At 45.7% G+C, this 17,730-nt stretch carries 16 protein-coding genes; 4 read left to right on the top strand and 12 right to left on the bottom strand.

The genetic code is table 11. The annotated features are described in order from the left end of the window. Window positions 1–27: 27 nt before the first annotated feature. Both LZZ85_RS21640 and LZZ85_RS21645 read right to left on the bottom strand, forming a co-directional pair. Entirely contained in the window at window positions 28–1,113 is a 1,086-nt protein-coding gene (locus LZZ85_RS21640) for a Gfo/Idh/MocA family protein (protein WP_237875452.1), read from the bottom strand. A 104-nt stretch (window positions 1,114–1,217) separates the two neighbouring features. Continuing rightward, window positions 1,218–1,934, bottom strand: coding sequence for a pyridoxine 5'-phosphate synthase (locus LZZ85_RS21645; RefSeq protein ID WP_237875453.1), 717 nt, complete (start codon window positions 1,932–1,934; stop codon window positions 1,218–1,220). A gap of 96 nt (window positions 1,935–2,030) precedes the next feature. On the opposite strand from LZZ85_RS21645, the gene LZZ85_RS21650 reads away from it, so the two are divergent. Continuing rightward, the gene (locus LZZ85_RS21650; protein ID WP_237875454.1) at window positions 2,031–2,450 is read left to right on the top strand and encodes an SET domain-containing protein; all 420 of its coding nucleotides are present in this window, start codon (window positions 2,031–2,033) and stop codon (window positions 2,448–2,450) included. 26 nt (window positions 2,451–2,476) lie between these two features. Here LZZ85_RS21650 and LZZ85_RS21655 read toward each other — a convergent pair whose 3' ends face one another. The 5 genes from LZZ85_RS21655 to LZZ85_RS21675 form a co-directional block, all read right to left on the bottom strand. Continuing rightward, complete coding sequence (locus tag LZZ85_RS21655; protein ID WP_237875455.1) at window positions 2,477–3,265, bottom strand: DUF2452 domain-containing protein; 789 nt, start codon at window positions 3,263–3,265, stop codon at window positions 2,477–2,479. A 179-nt stretch (window positions 3,266–3,444) separates the two neighbouring features. Continuing rightward, window positions 3,445–4,248: a 5'-nucleotidase, lipoprotein e(P4) family gene (locus LZZ85_RS21660; protein WP_237875456.1), complete on the bottom strand. Its 804-nt coding sequence runs from the start codon at window positions 4,246–4,248 to the stop codon at window positions 3,445–3,447. A 48-nt stretch (window positions 4,249–4,296) separates the two neighbouring features. After that, window positions 4,297–4,572, bottom strand: a complete 276-nt coding sequence (locus LZZ85_RS21665; RefSeq protein ID WP_237875457.1) for a hypothetical protein — start codon at window positions 4,570–4,572, stop codon at window positions 4,297–4,299. A gap of 138 nt (window positions 4,573–4,710) precedes the next feature. After that, complete coding sequence (locus tag LZZ85_RS21670) at window positions 4,711–5,484, bottom strand: UbiA prenyltransferase family protein (RefSeq protein ID WP_237875458.1); 774 nt, start codon at window positions 5,482–5,484, stop codon at window positions 4,711–4,713. A 74-nt stretch (window positions 5,485–5,558) separates the two neighbouring features. Beyond that, window positions 5,559–6,008, bottom strand: a complete 450-nt coding sequence (locus LZZ85_RS21675) for a hypothetical protein (protein ID WP_237875459.1) — start codon at window positions 6,006–6,008, stop codon at window positions 5,559–5,561. Window positions 6,009–6,058: 50 nt separating this feature from the next. On the opposite strand from LZZ85_RS21675, the gene LZZ85_RS21680 reads away from it, so the two are divergent. Then, the gene (locus LZZ85_RS21680) at window positions 6,059–7,057 is read left to right on the top strand and encodes a LuxE/PaaK family acyltransferase (RefSeq protein WP_237875460.1); all 999 of its coding nucleotides are present in this window, start codon (window positions 6,059–6,061) and stop codon (window positions 7,055–7,057) included. Between the two features lie 57 nt (window positions 7,058–7,114). Here the strand turns inward: LZZ85_RS21680 and LZZ85_RS21685 are convergent, their stop codons facing one another. The 4 genes from LZZ85_RS21685 to LZZ85_RS21700 form a co-directional block, all read right to left on the bottom strand. After that, a complete protein-coding gene (locus LZZ85_RS21685) occupies window positions 7,115–7,873 on the bottom strand; it encodes a LytR/AlgR family response regulator transcription factor (RefSeq protein ID WP_237875461.1) in 759 nt (252 codons plus the stop codon). Window positions 7,874–7,916: 43 nt separating this feature from the next. Beyond that, a complete protein-coding gene (locus LZZ85_RS21690; RefSeq protein WP_237875462.1) occupies window positions 7,917–8,924 on the bottom strand; it encodes a sensor histidine kinase in 1,008 nt (335 codons plus the stop codon). 881 nt (window positions 8,925–9,805) lie between these two features. Beyond that, a complete protein-coding gene (locus LZZ85_RS21695; RefSeq protein ID WP_237875463.1) occupies window positions 9,806–10,915 on the bottom strand; it encodes a carboxylate-amine ligase in 1,110 nt (369 codons plus the stop codon). Window positions 10,916–11,072: 157 nt separating this feature from the next. Further along, window positions 11,073–12,026: an ATP-grasp domain-containing protein gene (locus LZZ85_RS21700; RefSeq protein ID WP_237875464.1), complete on the bottom strand. Its 954-nt coding sequence runs from the start codon at window positions 12,024–12,026 to the stop codon at window positions 11,073–11,075. A gap of 249 nt (window positions 12,027–12,275) precedes the next feature. Here LZZ85_RS21700 and LZZ85_RS21705 point away from each other — a divergent pair, with 249 nt between their 5' ends. Continuing rightward, window positions 12,276–13,100 carry an alpha/beta hydrolase gene (locus LZZ85_RS21705; RefSeq protein ID WP_237875465.1) on the top strand — a complete coding sequence of 275 codons (825 nt, stop codon included), beginning with the start codon at window positions 12,276–12,278 and terminating at the stop codon, window positions 13,098–13,100. Window positions 13,101–13,760: 660 nt separating this feature from the next. Here LZZ85_RS21705 and LZZ85_RS21710 read toward each other — a convergent pair. Beyond that, the gene (locus tag LZZ85_RS21710; protein ID WP_237875466.1) at window positions 13,761–14,630 is read right to left on the bottom strand and encodes a sigma-70 family RNA polymerase sigma factor; all 870 of its coding nucleotides are present in this window, start codon (window positions 14,628–14,630) and stop codon (window positions 13,761–13,763) included. Window positions 14,631–15,176: 546 nt separating this feature from the next. On the opposite strand from LZZ85_RS21710, the gene LZZ85_RS21715 reads away from it, so the two are divergent. Continuing rightward, on the top strand, window positions 15,177–17,603 hold the full coding sequence (locus LZZ85_RS21715; RefSeq protein WP_237875467.1) for a TonB-dependent receptor: 2,427 nt from the start codon (window positions 15,177–15,179) through the stop codon (window positions 17,601–17,603). Window positions 17,604–17,730 lie beyond the last annotated feature (127 nt).

Raw genomic sequence — 17,730 nt, forward strand, 5'->3', positions numbered from 1 at the left:
GCCTACTGAATTATGAAGGATCGATCTTTAAACCGGCTCCTTTTTCCCGGAAGCAATGCTCCGGTAGATCGCTTCAACTACTTTCATATCTTTTAAGCCCATTTCCCCGGGAACGCGCGTCGGCTTGCCATTCTTTACACAAAGGGCGAAATCGTCCATCTGCGCTGCCTGTTGGTTGATCTGTGGGAAGTTCATTTGCCCGGCCGGTGTTTTGCCCGCCATCCCTCCATAACGGTATGCTTCGGATAATTCAAAATCACCTTTCGCCGCTTTTACTTTCAGATGATTGATGTTCATGTTATAACTTGAAATGCCCTGAGCAATACAACCGGAAGGGAATTCAAGGGTAAAGTAAATTGTTTCGTCTACTTCCTTGAAAAGCTCCGGCCGTTTCTTTTCCTCTCTTGCGGTAACAAAAACAGGTTCTTCGCCGGTTACGTACCGGGCGCCCTGTATGGCATAAACACCCATGTCCATCAGGCCGCCGCCACCGGCAAGGTTCTTCTTCAATCTCCAGGCAGTTGTATTATTCCCCCAGGTATAGCCGTTGGCGCAGTCTATTTCTTTTAGCGCGCCATAGACCTTTTGCTGGCCAAGTCTCATCATCTCCTGATTATATGGCTCGAAATGCAGCCTGTAGCCGATCGAAAGGAGCTTATCAGCCTGTTTGCAGGCGGAGATCATCTCCTGGCAATCGGCGACGGAAACCGCCATCGGTTTCTCGCAGATCACATGCTTGCCTGCTTTAGCTGCGCGGATGGTGAATTCTTTATGCAAGGCAACAGGCAGAACAATGTAAATGATGTCGATGTCGGGGTTTGAGCTGATCTTGTCGAAAGTATCGTAGTTGTAAATGTTCTTTTTGGGGATGCTGTATTTATCTGCCCAGATTTTTTCTTTAGCTGGTGTGCCGGTAACAATGCCCGAGAGATAACAATGCTTTGTTTCCAGCAATGCCGGCGCAAGCTGCCCGGATGCATATCCGCCGAGGCCTACGAGTGCAATGCCAAGCTTATCTTTTTTGCCGGAAGAGCAGGAGGCAAGTGCTGATGCCGCAGGGGAAATGGCTGCGGCCGTAAGGGACATGTTTCTGATAAATTGTCTGCGGAGCATATTGTGGAAGTTTTATTGATCGGATCATTGGTTCGAATCGCCGTTCACTTCACAAAAGCTACGGCTACGCAAGGGACCGTTGCGTAGCCGAACTAAAACAAGATTCAAGCCAGTTGTCGCTTATACATCTGTATGGTATTTTCCAGTCCGTAATACAACGCATCGCTGATCAGCGCATGTCCAATGCTTACTTCGTCCAGCCAGGAGATCTGTTGTTTGAAATATTGCAGGTTCTGCAGATCAAGGTCATGCCCTGCATTCAATCCCAATCCCAGCTCTTTTGCTGCTTTCGCCGCTTCCACATAATCTTTTACAGCAGCGGTCTTATCGCCGGCATAGTGCCGGGCATATCCTTCTGTATATAGTTCAATCCGGTCTGTGCCTGTTTCTGCGGCACCTTTTACCATTTCCACAACCGGATCCACAAAAATAGAAACACGAATCCCTTCTTTTTGAAATACGGCAATGATCTCCCTGAGATAATCTTTGTGGGCAATCGTATCCCAACCATGATCGGACGTTAACTGGCCGAGTACATCGGGAACCAGTGTTACCTGGTCTGGTTTGGTTTCAAGTACCAGGTCGACAAATTTCTGCTCGTGTGAATTACCTTCTATATTGAACTCAGTGGTGATGATCTTTTTGATCTTTCTGACGTCATCATAGCGGATATGACGTTCATCCGGTCTTGGGTGAACCGTAATACCGTCAGCGCCGAATGATTGTATGTCGATGGCCGACTTTACTACGTCAGGATTATTACCGCCACGGGAATTGCGGAGCGTGGCAATTTTGTTGATGTTAACGGAGAGTTTTGTCATGAGGCAAAGGTAGGAAATAGAGCGCGAGAGAAAACTACGGATGACGTACCGCGGAAGACAGGGCCTGTTGTCTGCGGTCTTCTCTTATATTTGCTGATGGACAAAAACCTTCGTTATCCGCTGACTACAGGAAAAAGCAGGATTGCCGGAACCGGTGCATTTGCAGGCAAAGCTATTGGAGCAAAGTGTAAGCTTGGCAATATGGGGGGAGAGATCATTACGTACCGGGAGGCGCAGAGACGGGTAAAAAAACAGCCGGGTGGTGTATTGTTCATGGTGGAATTTGATCATGAGCCGATTGCGCTGGATGCCAGTGTGAATGTTAATGCGCTTCGGTTTATTAATCATTCCTGTGATCCGAATACATATATGCGCCGGGCTTACCGTAAAGTGGAATTTTATACGTTAAGACCGATCAGAAAAGGAGAGGAACTGACCTGTGATTATGGAGAAACACATCACGAAGGAACCCTGCCGTGTAAATGCGGCGCGAAGAACTGCAGGAAATTCATTTAGTGATGATGATCTATGGTCGATCATCATCACAGTTCCATCCACGTATGATCTGCCAGCAATTTTACGGCGGCAATGAATTTCTGAAACGGACCGGAAGCTCCCCATTCTTTCGGAGAAACGAGCGATAATAAATGGCTGCCGTCCTTGCGTTCGTAGACGTAATAGGTCTGGCCGATATTTGGTTTGAATGAAAGCTTTGCTTCATAGATCATCATCGAAAGCTCTTTACGCTTCTGGATCTCCTGTGCCTGCAATGCAAGTAGCTCGATCTGCTGGCGGATCTGCTGTAACTGCATATTGGTCTGTTCTTCCATCGCGGTAAGCGCCTTGTGCTTTATGATCCCTTCTTCATTTGCTTTGATCACCGCCCCCGCAACAGAAGCGGCATAAGGAAGTACGCTTAATTGCTTGTGATAGATCTCGGTGTTGGTATAATTACTTCCATCTTCTTTGAAACCCTGTTGCGTGATCTTAAGATAACCATTAGGCAGGATCTCATGCACGACATGCAGAGAAACTTCACCCTTACGGTAGAAATGAATTTCAAACTGGATACTGTCTGTAAAGATCACCTGCGCCTTATCTGCCAGGTCATGCTGAGAGAACTCACCGATGTCTCCATCTGCAATAACCGTATATTCCGACGTGAATGCCTGGTTTTCGAGCGTGACCCAGTTGTGAGAGATCACAAGGCTTTTGCTGCCTTCAACCGCTTCAACTTTATAAATGCCGCTCTTTGGGCGCTCACCCGATTCATATTGACATTTCTCTGGAAATAATTGCCACGAAGCAAGGAAATTGTATGCCTGGATCACAACAGCGTGTTTTAAGTGAAAGGTTGAAAGGTTGAAAGGTTGACAGTTTAAACGTTCAATAGGGTTAGCGGGTAAGCGGTTAATATTGTGCGCCGGCTTATTCAAATTGAAACGGCTATCGGTCTTCGCGGGTATTAACTATCAGATGTTTGAACTGCTGACATATTAAACGTGTCTTTTTATCTGCTCAGAGCGTTTCTGATGAGTGAATCTTTTTGGGACGGAGTCCAATCCCGTTTGTTAAGATAGATCGCATCCTCCCAGCCACCGTAGTTGGCATTAGGAAGAATAATGAAGCGACTACCAAATTCAGCAGCAAGCTGTTGGACGCCGGCGCTTCTTTCGCTGGTCGATTTTTTGTCAAACACCTGGCTGAAATCGGCAAGGTTATCGCCCAGCAGCAAAATGATCTCATACCCCCCGGCAATTTTCTGACGGCGGGTCTCTTTGCTTGACTCGGATTGACGCATAATAAGATGTCTGTCATCAGAAAACGGGAAGCTGAAACGCTTCAGGTTGGCCATAGTACCCGGACGTTCTTTTTCGTCGCGGTTGGTGAGATAAAAAACTTCGATCCCTTTTGAAGCGGCATAATTAAAAAAGCTCAGGCCTCCGTAAAGAGTATCGGCTATCCCTTTAGAAGTCCACTCATTCCAGGCATCAGCTTCATAGTCTTTACCTTTAAAAGCCTGACTGACAGCGAAAGGGCTGTTATCCAGGAATGTTTCATCAATATCTGTAACGATCGCTTTGGGTCTTGCCGAAGGTTTTAGCAGGGATTGATCAACCCGGAGACGGGCGATATTGAAAGCCTGGAGACATAATGCCTGGTATTCGGCAGCCTTCTGCTGAAAAAGGGAGGACCAGATCTTGCCGTCAACAACCAGCTCGCTGGTCGTGGGCAAAGGCCTGCCTGTTTGTTGAGGTCCCTTGCAGGCAAATAATACCGGAACAAATAACAAAAGGGATAGATGCTTCTTCATGGTCAATGCAGGGAATAGGCCTGCAATATAACAAATGCCGGAAAAAGCTTAGTTGAAATGCTGCAGCTCATCTTCAATCTCTTCTGTGAGCTTAGACTCATTTTCAGTGATCCAAACGGGCAATACCTGCTGATTGATAGTCCAGTGTGCGTTAGTGCCTTTATGCATATAAAACACGATCCTGTTCCCACGGTCATCCACTGTGTCAACCGAAAACACCTCTTCCTCTCCCTGTCTCAGCTTTCTGAAATTGAATTCGCGGAGACGGCCACCAGCTTTGATCAGTCTGGTGAAATGAACCACTTTAGTGAAATGTATCTGCATAATCTATCATTAAGGACTCAGATAACATCAATTATTATGCTAGTGTTCGGTAAAGAACTTGTCGGTTGTGTAAAAAGTTGTTAACAAAACCGGGAGTGAAAAAGAGTGGCCTGGATGTCTGGCATCAGATGGATGATGCTATGGAAAAAGGTAGTAAAGGATGGAGGAAAGGCACATGAGGCCGTCGAGAATAAAGTAATAGAGCATATCAGATGTATGCTTTTTTGAATAGGAATAGAGAAGGGTGGTGATGAGGCCCGGGATTATAATTGATATGATAGAGGAGAATGGCAGATCGTAGTAATGCAGGGTGATGGAGGCGGCCAGGAAGATGATAACAGATATAAAAAAAAGCCGGTCTATGCTTTTTTCGTTCATCCAGGTGATCAGACTACGGATACCGAGAGTGATGTCGTGCTCGCGATCCCGGTAGTCAAATAGTATGCAGATCGCGTATATCAGGAAGAACCGGCTGATGCAGAACAGGGTAAAGACCGGTTGCCATTTTTCACCGGAGATGCCGAGGGGCAGAATGGTGGTGACGAACATCCAGACGCCTGCGAGAAAGATGGTTTTTCCGATGGCGATGCGGCGCAGCAATCTGAACCAGGGATGCGGGATCTTGGGAGCTGAATATAAAAAGGTGATTGCCGCGGCAAAAAGAAGCCAGGGCCAGTGTTCGAGTAACTGAATTCCGTAAATAGCCGCTCCTGCAGTTCCTGAAATGAACAGCCAGAGATGCGTCGATCTGTGGCGTAACAGCCACCGGGCGCGGTCTGTTTTGTCCTCTGCAAGTACAGGTGTGAGATACCAGTGAAAGCTATAACTGGATATGGTGGCGAATCCTACAAATGCAAGTACAGTAATGGACGCGGGACTGCCAAGCAACATACTGTTTGTCTGCGCCAGCATTAGTATGGCGCAGCAAGCAATAAAAAGGTTGCTGTAAATAAAGGATCGGAAAATATTCCGTAGAAGGGTCATCGCTACTGAGCGCGGACGATGATCGGTTCACTATCCAGGGTATCACTTGCGTTGCCGGCTCTGTCTACCACTGCAAAACGAAAGATCATAGAATCATTGATCAGCGGGCTGATGCTTTCTCGAAGGAAGTCGTAGGGCATACGGAAAGTGATCTCTCCATTATCCTTGTCCGGGAATTCCGGGAGCGGATAACGGAAAGTGTCTGCTTTTTCCTGGGTCGGCGGCAGAGAAAGTGCATTTGTTCTTACGCGAATGGCGGTAAAGGCAGCCTGGCCAAGATCGCCTTCTTTGTCAAAATAATTAAGGCGGATCACCAGCTCGCCACCAGACGAGATATCGCGGGTATTATAATCTTTTATTTCGAGACGGGGTTTCGTTTCAAACTTATCTTTGCTACACGCAAACAACACCACTATTGCAGAAGAAACGAGTATAGCTGGGACGGCTTTCATTTACTATTGATTTAAACAAATATAAACATTTTTAGAGGACGCAATTGCCCATGAAAAGCGAATGGAACGATAAAATTTTCAGCACAGAGCATCGTACCCGGGGCCAACTGGCGCTCGAGGTATTTCGATTCCAGTACCAGCACACGCAGGTTTACCGCGATTATGTGGATGCGCTAAGGATCCGGCCGGAGAATGTGCTGTCTATCGATCAGATCCCTTTCTTGCCTATTCGTTTCTTTAAATCCCATGCTGTAAAAGCCGGAGATTTTGAGCCCGCACTTTTATTTGAAAGCAGCGGCACCACAGGAAGTATCAATAGTCGCCATCTGGTGAAAGACGCTTCCATATATGAAAAAAGCTTTACAAAGGGGTTTGAATTGTTCTATGGACCGGCGTCCAGGTGGTGTGTGATCGGCTTGTTACCATCCTACCTGGAGCGTCAGCATTCCTCCCTTGTGTATATGGTGAATGACCTTGTCCGGCAAAGCGGCCACCCCGACAGTGGCTTTTACCTCAATGAGTATGACCGGCTGGCGGAAGTATTGATGCGGCTGGAAAAGGCGGGGCAGCGTACAATATTGATCGGTGTGACGTTTGGCCTGCTTGATTTCGCGGAAAGTATGGGTTTGCCGGCATTGAAAAACGCGATCGTAATGGAGACCGGCGGCATGAAAGGGCGCAGAAAGGAAATGATACGCCAGGAAGTACACGATATCCTTTCAGCTGCATTTCATCTGGGCGAGATCCATTCGGAGTACGGCATGACGGAATTGCTTTCGCAGGCCTATTCCCCCGGGGACGGGATCTTTACCTGTCCGCCCTGGATGGAGATCCGGCTTCGCGACGAGTCGGATCCTTTAAGCTCTTATGGTCCCTCTCCGGAAGGAGCCTATACCGGCGCAGTCAATATAATCGATCTTGCCAATATCCATTCCTGCAGTTTTATTGCTACTGACGATGCCGCCCGTCTTCATCCTGATGGCACTTTTGAGATTTTGGGAAGATTGGATAATAGTGATGTGAGGGGGTGTAGTTTGATGGCGGTGTAGAGAGGATGGACGATGTTCGATAGCCAGCTATCGACCATCGTCCATCGACCATTCCCTCTACGCACTATGCATCCACTCCCTGAATTGCGGGGCCATTTCCTGGCTGACAATGATGTAGTGGTTGAGCTCCGGTACCGTCAGATCTATCTGCACTTTTACTTTTTCGTAGGTTTTGAAACTGCGGATGTAATTGATGTTAACGATGTACTGGCGATTAGCACGAAAGAAATTCGCTGTATCAAGCGTAAGTTCGAGCTCAGCGAGGTTATGATCCGCCAGGTATTTCTTACCGTCATTATCCAGGGCGTATACGACCTTGTTTTCTGTATAGAATAACACAATGTCTTCCAGCCGCAGTGCAATATGCTCAGTGCCTTTGCGAACGATCAGTCTTTGCTTCTTATGATCACGCACGAAACGGGTAAGATTAGCGTAGGATTGCTGGCCGGAAAAATGGCGCTCAAGCATTCTGTATTTGGACAGCGATTTATTGAGCTCGATCTTGTCAACAGGCTTCAGCAGATAGTCAATCCCGTTATGTTCAAACGCATTCATCAGAAAATCTTCATAACAGGTGATAAAGATCACGGGTGTATGAACGGATACATGATTAAAGATCTCAAAAGAAAGCCCGTCTCCTAATTGGACATCACAGAAAATAAGATCTATGGACGGATGTGCCGACAGATAGCTGATGCTCTCCTTTACAGTTGCGAGTCTTGTTACAACCTGTACATCAGTTGCGATATCTGCAAGTGAACTGACGAGGTTTTCATAAGCGGGTTTTTCGTCTTCGATGATAACAGTGTTCAACATGGTTAAGGGTTTTATCCAATGCTGGTTCCAGGGGGCAAACAGCTCAGGTGATTAATGGTAATTTGACGGTGAAGTTTTCCCGGGTACGTTCAATACGGATGTCTTTCTGGAACAGGATACGGTATCTTGAGTTTAGGTTCTTCAGGCCTATCCCTGTTGAATTAACAACATAGGGCTTGGGCTTAAAGTTGTTGCTGACATAAAGAAAATTTTCATTGGCTGATACTTTTATATGCAAAGGATTTTCTTCTGTGAATTCGTTATGCTTGATGGCATTTTCCACCAGTATCTGTAAAGAACACGGGGGGATCATTACTTTTTGCGTTTGACTGGTGAGAACTGTATGCAGGTGAAGTTTATCATCATGCCTGATCCGCAACAGGTATACATAGCTTTCAATGAATTCAAGTTCATCGTGCAGGGGAATGAGTTCTTTATTCCTGTTGATCAGAAAGTATTTATATACCTGGGCCAGCTTGTTGTTGAAAGCGTAAGCAAGGGACGGTTCATTTACGATCAGGTGGTTGAGTGCATTCAGCGAGTTAAAAAGAAAGTGGGGGTCCATTTCGTTGGTAAGAGCCTGTAACTCTGCCTGCGAGCGTTCTTTATCAAGCTGATCCACAATCTTTGTGTCCAGTTCTCTTTCCTTGCTCAGAAAAAGGATCTCATATAACAGCGTAAAAAGTATGGCGGCGGCAATGCAGGCTGCGACGAAGCGATACATACCAGCTTCGGGAAAGCTTTCGTTCGCGATCTTTTGCCAGGTGATCACTGACAAGCTTCCCGTACATGCCGCATATAAAGCGGATACAACACAAACGGTCAGGATCTTCGAGAATGGATTGGATATTGGTCTATATAAGGGTCTGAGCTTACGGTGGATCCAGGTGCATCCCATCCAGATCAGAAAAGACGTAACAATAAAGAACGCAGCGATCAGTATCATTTGTACTGATGAGTGACGTTCATAGGAAACAATACCTGCAATAATTGGCAGGCTGATTCCAAGCACGGGAATAAATATTGCTTTCAGCAGCAGGTCCTTGATCATAAAAGCGACGGTTATGGTTTCGGCTGTTTGGTTGTAGGCCGCGCTTTCTCATGTGTGTGGTTATAACGTATGCGGGTATAAAACTATCTGTATGAAATGTTAAGTAAGTACGAAAATATTCGGTTTGAAGGTTTTTGAGTACAAGTGGTAAAAGAAAAGGAGGGAGGACAGAAGTGCAGCGGGCTACAGGCTGAGAGGTTCCGGCGGTTGAAGAGGCTTGAAATATTGGGGCGGTTTGAGAAAGTTTTATCGATGAATAAAAGTTTCGTAGGTGGTTTCTTGCGATTGGTGCGCATCATTGTTTCATAGATCCATCGATAATCGTCATTCGTCCGTATGAAAAGATCGTTCATCATCGGTTAACGATGAGTTAATGATATCATCACCTCAATGTTATAATCGCTTGCATAATGAACTTTAAACCTCGAAGTGTTCCAAATTTCAAAGCATTCAAACCGATGAAAAGTAAAGAACGTATTGTCTTGCTCAACCCTCTATCTGCCTATTGAACCCTTCATCCGTTCATATTCACGGTTCGGTAAAAATGATAATTGGTAAACAGCACACAGGTGTAACTTGTGCTTCAAATGAAGAGGGCCCCGTAGAGGCCCTGTCATTAAGCTTTTCTCATGTGAACGGTCGTAAGACCAACCGCAGGTGGTTTTCTAACCGGCCTGCTTTTTTTTGCCCTGTCAAGTTACGGCTTTACCATTTGTAAAATGTAGCGCAACTTTTTGAAAATCCGTTAGCTGGATCATTTTTAGGAAAATCGATCGGGTTCACGAACTACACTGTAAACTATTCAACCTTTATGGTCGGTTTTGAGACGTTTAGTAGAATTGATGCTCAATTTTTCGAAATCCTCTAATTTCTTTCTAATATTAAACGCCGGCAAGGAACTGTGACTGAATGTATTCGACCACCGATGCCAGGTTCTTGCTTTGCTCAAATACGGCCAGCTGACGGTCGGCGCCTGTACCTCCTTCCAGAATTTTATGTACATGTGCCAGTCGGTGTCGGCTACCCAGGTGATCCAGCACAGGGTCCACAAAATCGAGCAGTTCATAGATCAAGGCCCTCGTATTCACCTCCTGTTCTTTACCGAAGTCGATCAGATGACCATCTACTCCATAACGGCTTGCTCTCCATTTATTTTCATTCAGTAGTGCTCTTGAATACTGAATAAAGTTCAGGTTCTTGGAGCGGAGGTTATAGATCCTTGCGCAGATAGCCTGGAACAAAGCAGCAATGGTTATTGTTTCGTCTACGGTCATTGGCACATCGCAGATCCGGAATTCCACTGTATTAAAGAAGGGGTGCACGCGCAGGTCCCACCAGATCTTTTTTGCGTTATCAATGCAGTTGGTTTTGATCAACAGTTTTACATAATTGTCGTATGCTTCGATGCTTTCGAATGCTTCGGGGATGCCTGTACGCGGGAACTTATCAAAAACTTTTGTGCGAAAGGATTTGTATCCGGTCATCCGTCCTTCCCAGAACGGTGAGTTTGTACTCAAGGCATAAATGTGCGGAAGAAAATAACGGGTTGAATTGGCAATATGATTGGCCATTTCACGGCTTTCCATTCCGACATGCACGTGCAGGCCAAAAATAAGATTGCTTCTTGCGGCTTCCTGCAATTCGTTGACGATCTCATTGTAACGTACATGGTCGGTGATCAGCTGGCTTTCCCAATGGCTGAATGGGTGTGTGCCCGCGGCGCCCATGGCAAATCCAAGATCCTGTGCAATTCCTGAAATCGTTTTACGTAATGTGGATACATCCGTATAAGCTTCATCCACATCAGCGCAGATGTCGGTCCCCACTTCCACGACCGCCTGGTGCATTTCAGCCTTCACTTTGTCTTTGATCACTTTCTGGCCCTCATGCACGATCTTTTGCTCATGGCTTTTCAACTCATGGGTTACCGGGTCAAGCACCATATACTCCTCTTCAACGCCGAGGGTAAAGCTTTTGTAATTTAATGTCATAAGCAAGTCTGGGGTGTGTAGTTAGTTTGTTAGATGCTTCAGTCCGAACGATGGCCGATGGCAGATGGCCGTTGGCCGAAAACGATGTCCGGTGTTCTGAAAAATATTCAATTACTTAGTAGCCCTCGGCCAACGGCCATCTGCCATCGGCCATCTTCTATATTAGTTGCATTTTCGTACTACTCCTCTTCACATACTCGCCCCATGTCAGATGATCTCCATGGCCATCATTTTCCAGTGCGCGTTCGATGGCGTAGCTGGCTGCGGTTTCTACCACCCATTCGAAGTTTTCTTCGCCAACGCTGGTGCGTTCAGCGTCCGGAGCGGGATTGCAGAAATCGATCGCGTAGGGGATATTATTTCTTACGGCCAGTTCGACCGTGTTGAAGTCGTAGCCAAGATATTTATTAATGCGGAGTACGATATCGGTCATTTCCTGCAGCCGTTGTGGTGATGGGGAGAAATCAGCCACATAGCGAAGGTGATGAGGATTCCTTGGTTCGTATGGCATGATGCGGACGTGTTTACCGCCTATGCAATAGCAACGGTAATATTCTTCGAACACGATCTCTTCCTGTAATAACATCACCAGTTGACCGGTCTCATTGTGTTTCTGGAAAAATTCTTCAGCACTGCCAAGCCTGTAAACGTGTTTCCAGCCGCCACCGGCGAACGGTTTCATATATGCCGGGAAACCTACATATTGAAAGATCGAATCCCAGTCGAGCGGAAACCCAAGGTTTGCAAACGATTCATCGCTGGTATCATCGGGAAGATCACGCGAAGGGAGGATGGCTGTTTTGGGAACAGGAACACCCACCTGCGTCATAAGGCAGTTATTGAAATATTTATCATCCGCACTCCACCAGAATGGATTATTGATCACAGCCGTACCCATTACAGCGGCATTTTTGAGCCAGGTCCGGTAAAACGGAACGTCCTGCGAAATACGGTCGATGATCACGGAATACCCGCTGGGCACACCCTGCATGGCCTTATCGATGCGGACGGGTTCAGCGATAATTCCAGGGACGTTCTTGCTGTTCACTCTTGCCACAAAGGCTTCGGGAAAGGATCGTTCTTTGCCGTGCAGTATTCCGATTTTCTTCATAACGTATTTTTCTGTTAATGGTTAAAATAGCTCTTTCCAAATCTATTTTTTAAAAGCCAAATGACCAAATCGGAATTGGCCTTTATCGTTGTCCGTTGACCGTTGTCCGCAGATCGTTCATCGTAGACTGTTCCCGGTTGTTCCTACCGAACCATGGACCCTGCATCACAGTGAACGGACAACGGACAACGGTCAACAGTCAACAAAGAAGGATCTTCTGCGGATGGAAATTTCTTACATTTGACGCCTATGGAACTGCTTAATGTACCCGGAATAATTATAGAGAACCAGACGATCCGGTCGCTTTACCTGGAGAGAGAAGTGGTAGTGGATTTTTTTCTGCCAGCGAATGTGCCCGACCCGTCTTTGATGCACCTGCTGATCTTGAACGACGGGCAGAACATGGATGAAATGAATTTCGGGGAGATACTGGGGACACTGACGGCTGATGGAGAGATCAAACCGCTTTTATGTGCTGCTGTGCATGCGGGTGAGGACCGTAAAATGGAATATGGGATCGCCTCTACGCCGGATTACCTGGGGCGTGGAGCAAAAGCCGGCGCGTATACCTCTTTTCTGCTGGAAGAATTGCTTCCTTTTATACATGCTACTTATGCAGTGCGCGCGTTTGCCGGAAAGGCGATCGCGGGTTTTTCACTGGGTGGCTTAATGGCGCTGGACCTTGCGTGGAATCATCCGGCAACATTCCCAACAGCGGGTGTTTTTTCCGGATCCCTGTGGTGGAGGAGTGTTGACCAGGATGATGAATGCTACAATGATGATCAGCACCGGCTGATGCACCAGGAGATCAGGAAGGGAAAGTTTTATGCCGGAATGAAGTTCTTTTTCCAGAGCGGAAATATGGATGAAACGAATGACCGCAATAATAACGGCATTATTGATTCAATAGACGACACACTTGATCTCATGAAAGAACTTTGTGCAAAAGGATATGACAGGGAAAAAGATCTTTTTTACCTGGAAATGCCGGAAGGAAGACATGATATTGCGACCTGGGGGAAGGCGATGCCGGAGTTTTTGAAATGGGGCTGGTCCCGGGTCTCCGTCGCTTAAGTTTGTTATTGTTGAAAGGCTGACGCCCGTGATGACAGCGAGCATTCTTTTACGATCTTATTATATTTTTTAAGACAGATAATAAAAGAAGGTCTTCAGCTTAGAATTATTCTATGCCAAAGACCCTACACTTGGACGGCGGTATATCGGTAATCAGTTTGCTAATGTTTTGAAGTGTATCAGCTGCGGTATCTGTGTTCAATTTCTCCCTTCATCTTCACTTACAGATACCGCATTGATACGACACAACCAAAAACCAAAACATCAAACATTAAGCATCAAAATCTTTTTATTATTACAGCTTCTCTAACAACGGTTCTTGCCGATTGAAAAGCCATTGGAATGTATACGGTATAGATAACGTATAAAAAAGGTAACAGTACGGCAAACATAGGATAGGGTTTAAGTAAAAAGTAAAAAGTAAAAAGTAAAAAGTAAAAAGTAAAAAGTAAAAAGTAAAAAGTAAAAAGTAAAAAGTAAAAAGTAAAAAGTAAAAAGTAAAAAGTAAAAAGTAAAAAGTAAAAAGTAAAAAGTATTTTCTATTATAAACTTCTGTGTGAATGGATCATTTTTTTACTTTTTAATTTTGACTTTTTACTTAAAAAAAGGATGGTGGCCGGGAGCCGATCGTTTTGGTTAAAAAAAGGCTCCGGCATGAACTTAGGCGTTCAGATAGGGCTTGAGTAACTCTGCATTTTTGTTGCTGCGCAGCTTGGTGATAGCTTTTTCCTTGATCTGACGAACCCTTTCAGGGGTCAGGTCATAGCGGCGTGCAATTTCATCGAGGCTTAACGGGTGGTCGATCCCGATGCCAAAGAAATAGCAGAGCATTTGTTGCTGGCGTTTGTCGAGCGTTTGCATGGAGCGGTGGAGCTCAGCACGCAGCGACTCACGGTGGTCCATCTTCTTGTCAGACAATTCAGCGTTCTCGTCAGCGGTGGTGTCGAGTAAACTTGATTCATCTTCGCTTGTAAAAGGGGCATCTAAACTTACGTGATCTGCCTGCCAACCCATGGCTTCATCGACTTCGGTGGTGTCTATTCCAAGGTGGCCGGCGATTTCTTCAGTAGACGCGCTGCGGCCGAGCTCCTGCTCCAGTTTATTCTGCGCGTTGCGGATGGTGCGCGTCATTACTGTTTTGTTCTGTGGCAATCTCACCAGGCGGGATTGTTCGTTGATCGCCTGTAACATCTGCTGGCGAACATGCCATACCGCAAATGATACAAACTTGAACCCACGCGTCGCATCAAAACGTTCCGCCGCTCTCACTAACCCGATGTTTCCTTCATTGATCAGGTCCGGCAGGGAAAGACCCTGGCCCTGGAACTGTTTCGCTACCGAGACCACGAAACGCAGGTTCGCTTTGATCAGCGCATCCTTCGCTTGTTTGTCTCCTTTAGAGATCAGGCTCGCCAGGCGGAATTCTTCATCTCCTGAAATGAGGTCCATCTTGTTAATTTCCTGCAGGTACTTATTCACACTTAAATACTCCCTACTGGTAATTGAAGCGGAAATTTTTAACTGTCGCATAACTGGTTGTTGATTGTGATACAAAGGAACGAAGTCGCAGAGCCGCAAAAAATAGAGCAGATTGTTGTTCTCCTGTCATTGAAACGGACTTCGGTTTTGTAGTGTTTATTCGACACGCGCAGAATGTTGTGAATTAACTTGTTGGATATTATCTGCTACTATGTAACATGTTGACGCGACAGGCAAAACACTGCCTGAGACACAATATTTTACATTTTATGCCCCCGTTGGAATACTTCCGGGGAAATCCCTGTCATCAGATGCCTGGCAGGTGATCGCATTTGGCGGCAAAATGTGCTGAAAGCGATACATTTTAAGCCTGCGAAGTGCATCATCAATTCAAAATGACTTCCTCCGCCCTTTTTTCATTAGTGAGATTCAAACGAAGAGAATGGGACCATCGCGAAACTTCTGCTGATTTTTAGGGTATCATATGTATAAAATGTATCCGCTTATCAAAATACGAATCACTTCGTATGGCTTTTTTGACAGTTCATCACAATTCGGATTTCCCTGTGGCTGCGCCAACGCAATATTTGTATCGTCATGAAGAAACTCTACACCCTTATCCTCCTGGTTTTTGTTGTAATGCTGGCAAATGCACAGGATTCCCTGATTGTAAAAGGAATTATCCGTGATAACAATGACAAAGCACTCACTGCCGTCACTGTTTCACTTATCAAAGCGACTGACTCCTCACTAGTGAAACTTGCTCTTACCACACCGGACGGACGGTATGAATTCAGAGGAGTAAAAGCCGGCAGCTATCATATTCTTGCCAGCTTTGTGGGTTTTGGTCAGCTCTATTCTCCGGTATTTCATCTGAGTGATAACACGGAGCTTGCCGCTTTGAAGATGGAACCGCAGGCCCGCTCGCTTGCCGGCGTAACTGTACAGGCAAAGCGTCCAATGGTTGAAGCCAAACTGGATAAGATGGTCGTAAATGTAGACGCCTCCCCATCCAATGCATCTAATAACGTGCTTGAACTGCTGGAAAAGTCACCGGGGATCTCCGTTGACCGGGATGGCAACATCAGTTTGAAGGGAAAACAGGGAGTGACTGTTCTGCTGGACGGAAAACAAACTTATCTCAGCGGCCAGGAACTGGCTGACCTTCTAAAAAGCATGTCTGCCAGCCAGCTTGACCAGATCGAGATCATGACACAACCCTCGGCTAAATATGACGCCGCGGGGAATTCCGGGATCATCAACCTTCGTACGAAAAAGACAAAGGCAATGGGTTTCAACGGAAGCATAAGCGTTGCTTACATACAGGGCAATTATCCGAAATCACCCAATAGTTTCAATTTTAATCTCCGGAAAGGAAAAGTCAATTTCTTTTCCAGCGGGGGCTATACGTTCTGGCAAAGCGATTCAAAACAATACCTGAACCGCAAGTTCAGCAATGCAACTATAGCTTCGGAATTTGATCAGAATGGCTGGCAGAAAAACACCTCCAAAAGCTATAACCTTCGTCTGGGAGTGGATTATTCTGTCAGCGCTAAAACCACCATCGGTTTTATGGTGAATGGCATGACTAACCGCGTGAAAGGCTCCAATAGAAGTGAGGGTGATTTTTACAGTAATGGGGTAAATATTCCGGATTCCAATATATATGCTACCAATAACCGGAAGAATACGTTCAAAAATTTTACAGGCAATATCAATTTCCGGCATCAGCTGAATAAGAATGGACGTGAGATCACTGCAGATCTTGACTATGTGAAATACAGTTCAGAGTTGGATCAGTTCACGAATAACCAGATGATCTATCCTTCAGATCCTGTATCGCAATACCTGCTTCGTGCAATTTTGCCGACAGAGATCGATATCTATACCGTCAAAGCGGATTATACACATCCGTTGAGCAAAGAGGCGAAATTTGAAGCCGGCGTTAAAACAAGTCTGGTGAAGACAGATAACAACGCGCCTTACGAAACATGGGATGCCGCCCAGAATAAATGGGTGGACGATGTGCGCAAAGATCATTTTGCCTATGACGAACAGATCAGCGCTGTTTATTTGAATTTCAATAAACAAGTGAAAAAATGGGGTTTCCAGACAGGCCTCCGGGGTGAGCACACTCATTCAACCGGCAAACAGGTGCTGGCAGGAAAAAGCATTTCCCGAAACTATTTCCAGGTATTTCCGACGGCGTATATCAGTTATTCGCTGAATGACAAAAACCAGTTTGGTTTAAATTATGGCAGAAGGATCACGCGGCCGAATTACCAGGATATGAATCCGTTTCAGAAATTCCTGGACCTTTATACGTTCAACCAGGGAAATCCATATCTGACGCCACAGTTCACTCATAACATCGAACTGAGCCATATTTTCGCTGGCAAACTAAATACCTCCATCAATTATACTTCCACAACTGATATCATCAATGATATAATAAAGCAGAACGACGAAACAAAAGTCATCTACCAGACGAAAGAAAATGTTGCTTCGAGCCGCAATGTCGGGATTACGGTCAATTACAATGCACCTTTGCTAAAATGGTGGACTATCAGCCTGTTTGCAAACGGGTATAATAATATGTATAAGGGCCTTGTCAATAATGTGATGCTGAAGAAGGAGATCTTTGGATATTTTTTCAATATGAATAATCAGTTCAAATTTGCAAAAACATGGGGAGCGGAGGTGAGCGGTTTTTACCAAAGCAGGTTCCTTTACACAAGTATGTTCATCATCGAGCCAATGGGAGTGATCTCGTTTGGGGCAAGCAAACAAATATTGAAAAACAAAGGGACACTCAAGTTAAGTATCAATGATGCATTCCTGCTTCAGCGATCAAATGTGGATATCCGGCATGGTAATATAAATATGCGTGTGGAGAATAGCTGGGATAACAGGCGTGTGGGACTCACTTTCACGTATCGTTTTTCAAAAGGCCAGGCGGTTCAGCAGCGTAAACAATCGGGAAGTTCACAGGATGAGCAGCGACGCATAGGAGGAGGTAACTGATCCGGTTATCTGCAACCTGAAGCTAGCCAACTGGCATAGAAGTTACGAAGCGGACGCAACAATACGCGGCGAGCCACGGGATATAATTTTCCCGGGCTGTTTTTATGGTGTCTCTTTCGTATCGTAG

The sequence above is a fragment of the Terrimonas ginsenosidimutans genome, assembly GCF_022012415.1.
Lineage (GTDB): Bacteria > Bacteroidota > Bacteroidia > Chitinophagales > Chitinophagaceae > Terrimonas_A > Terrimonas_A ginsenosidimutans.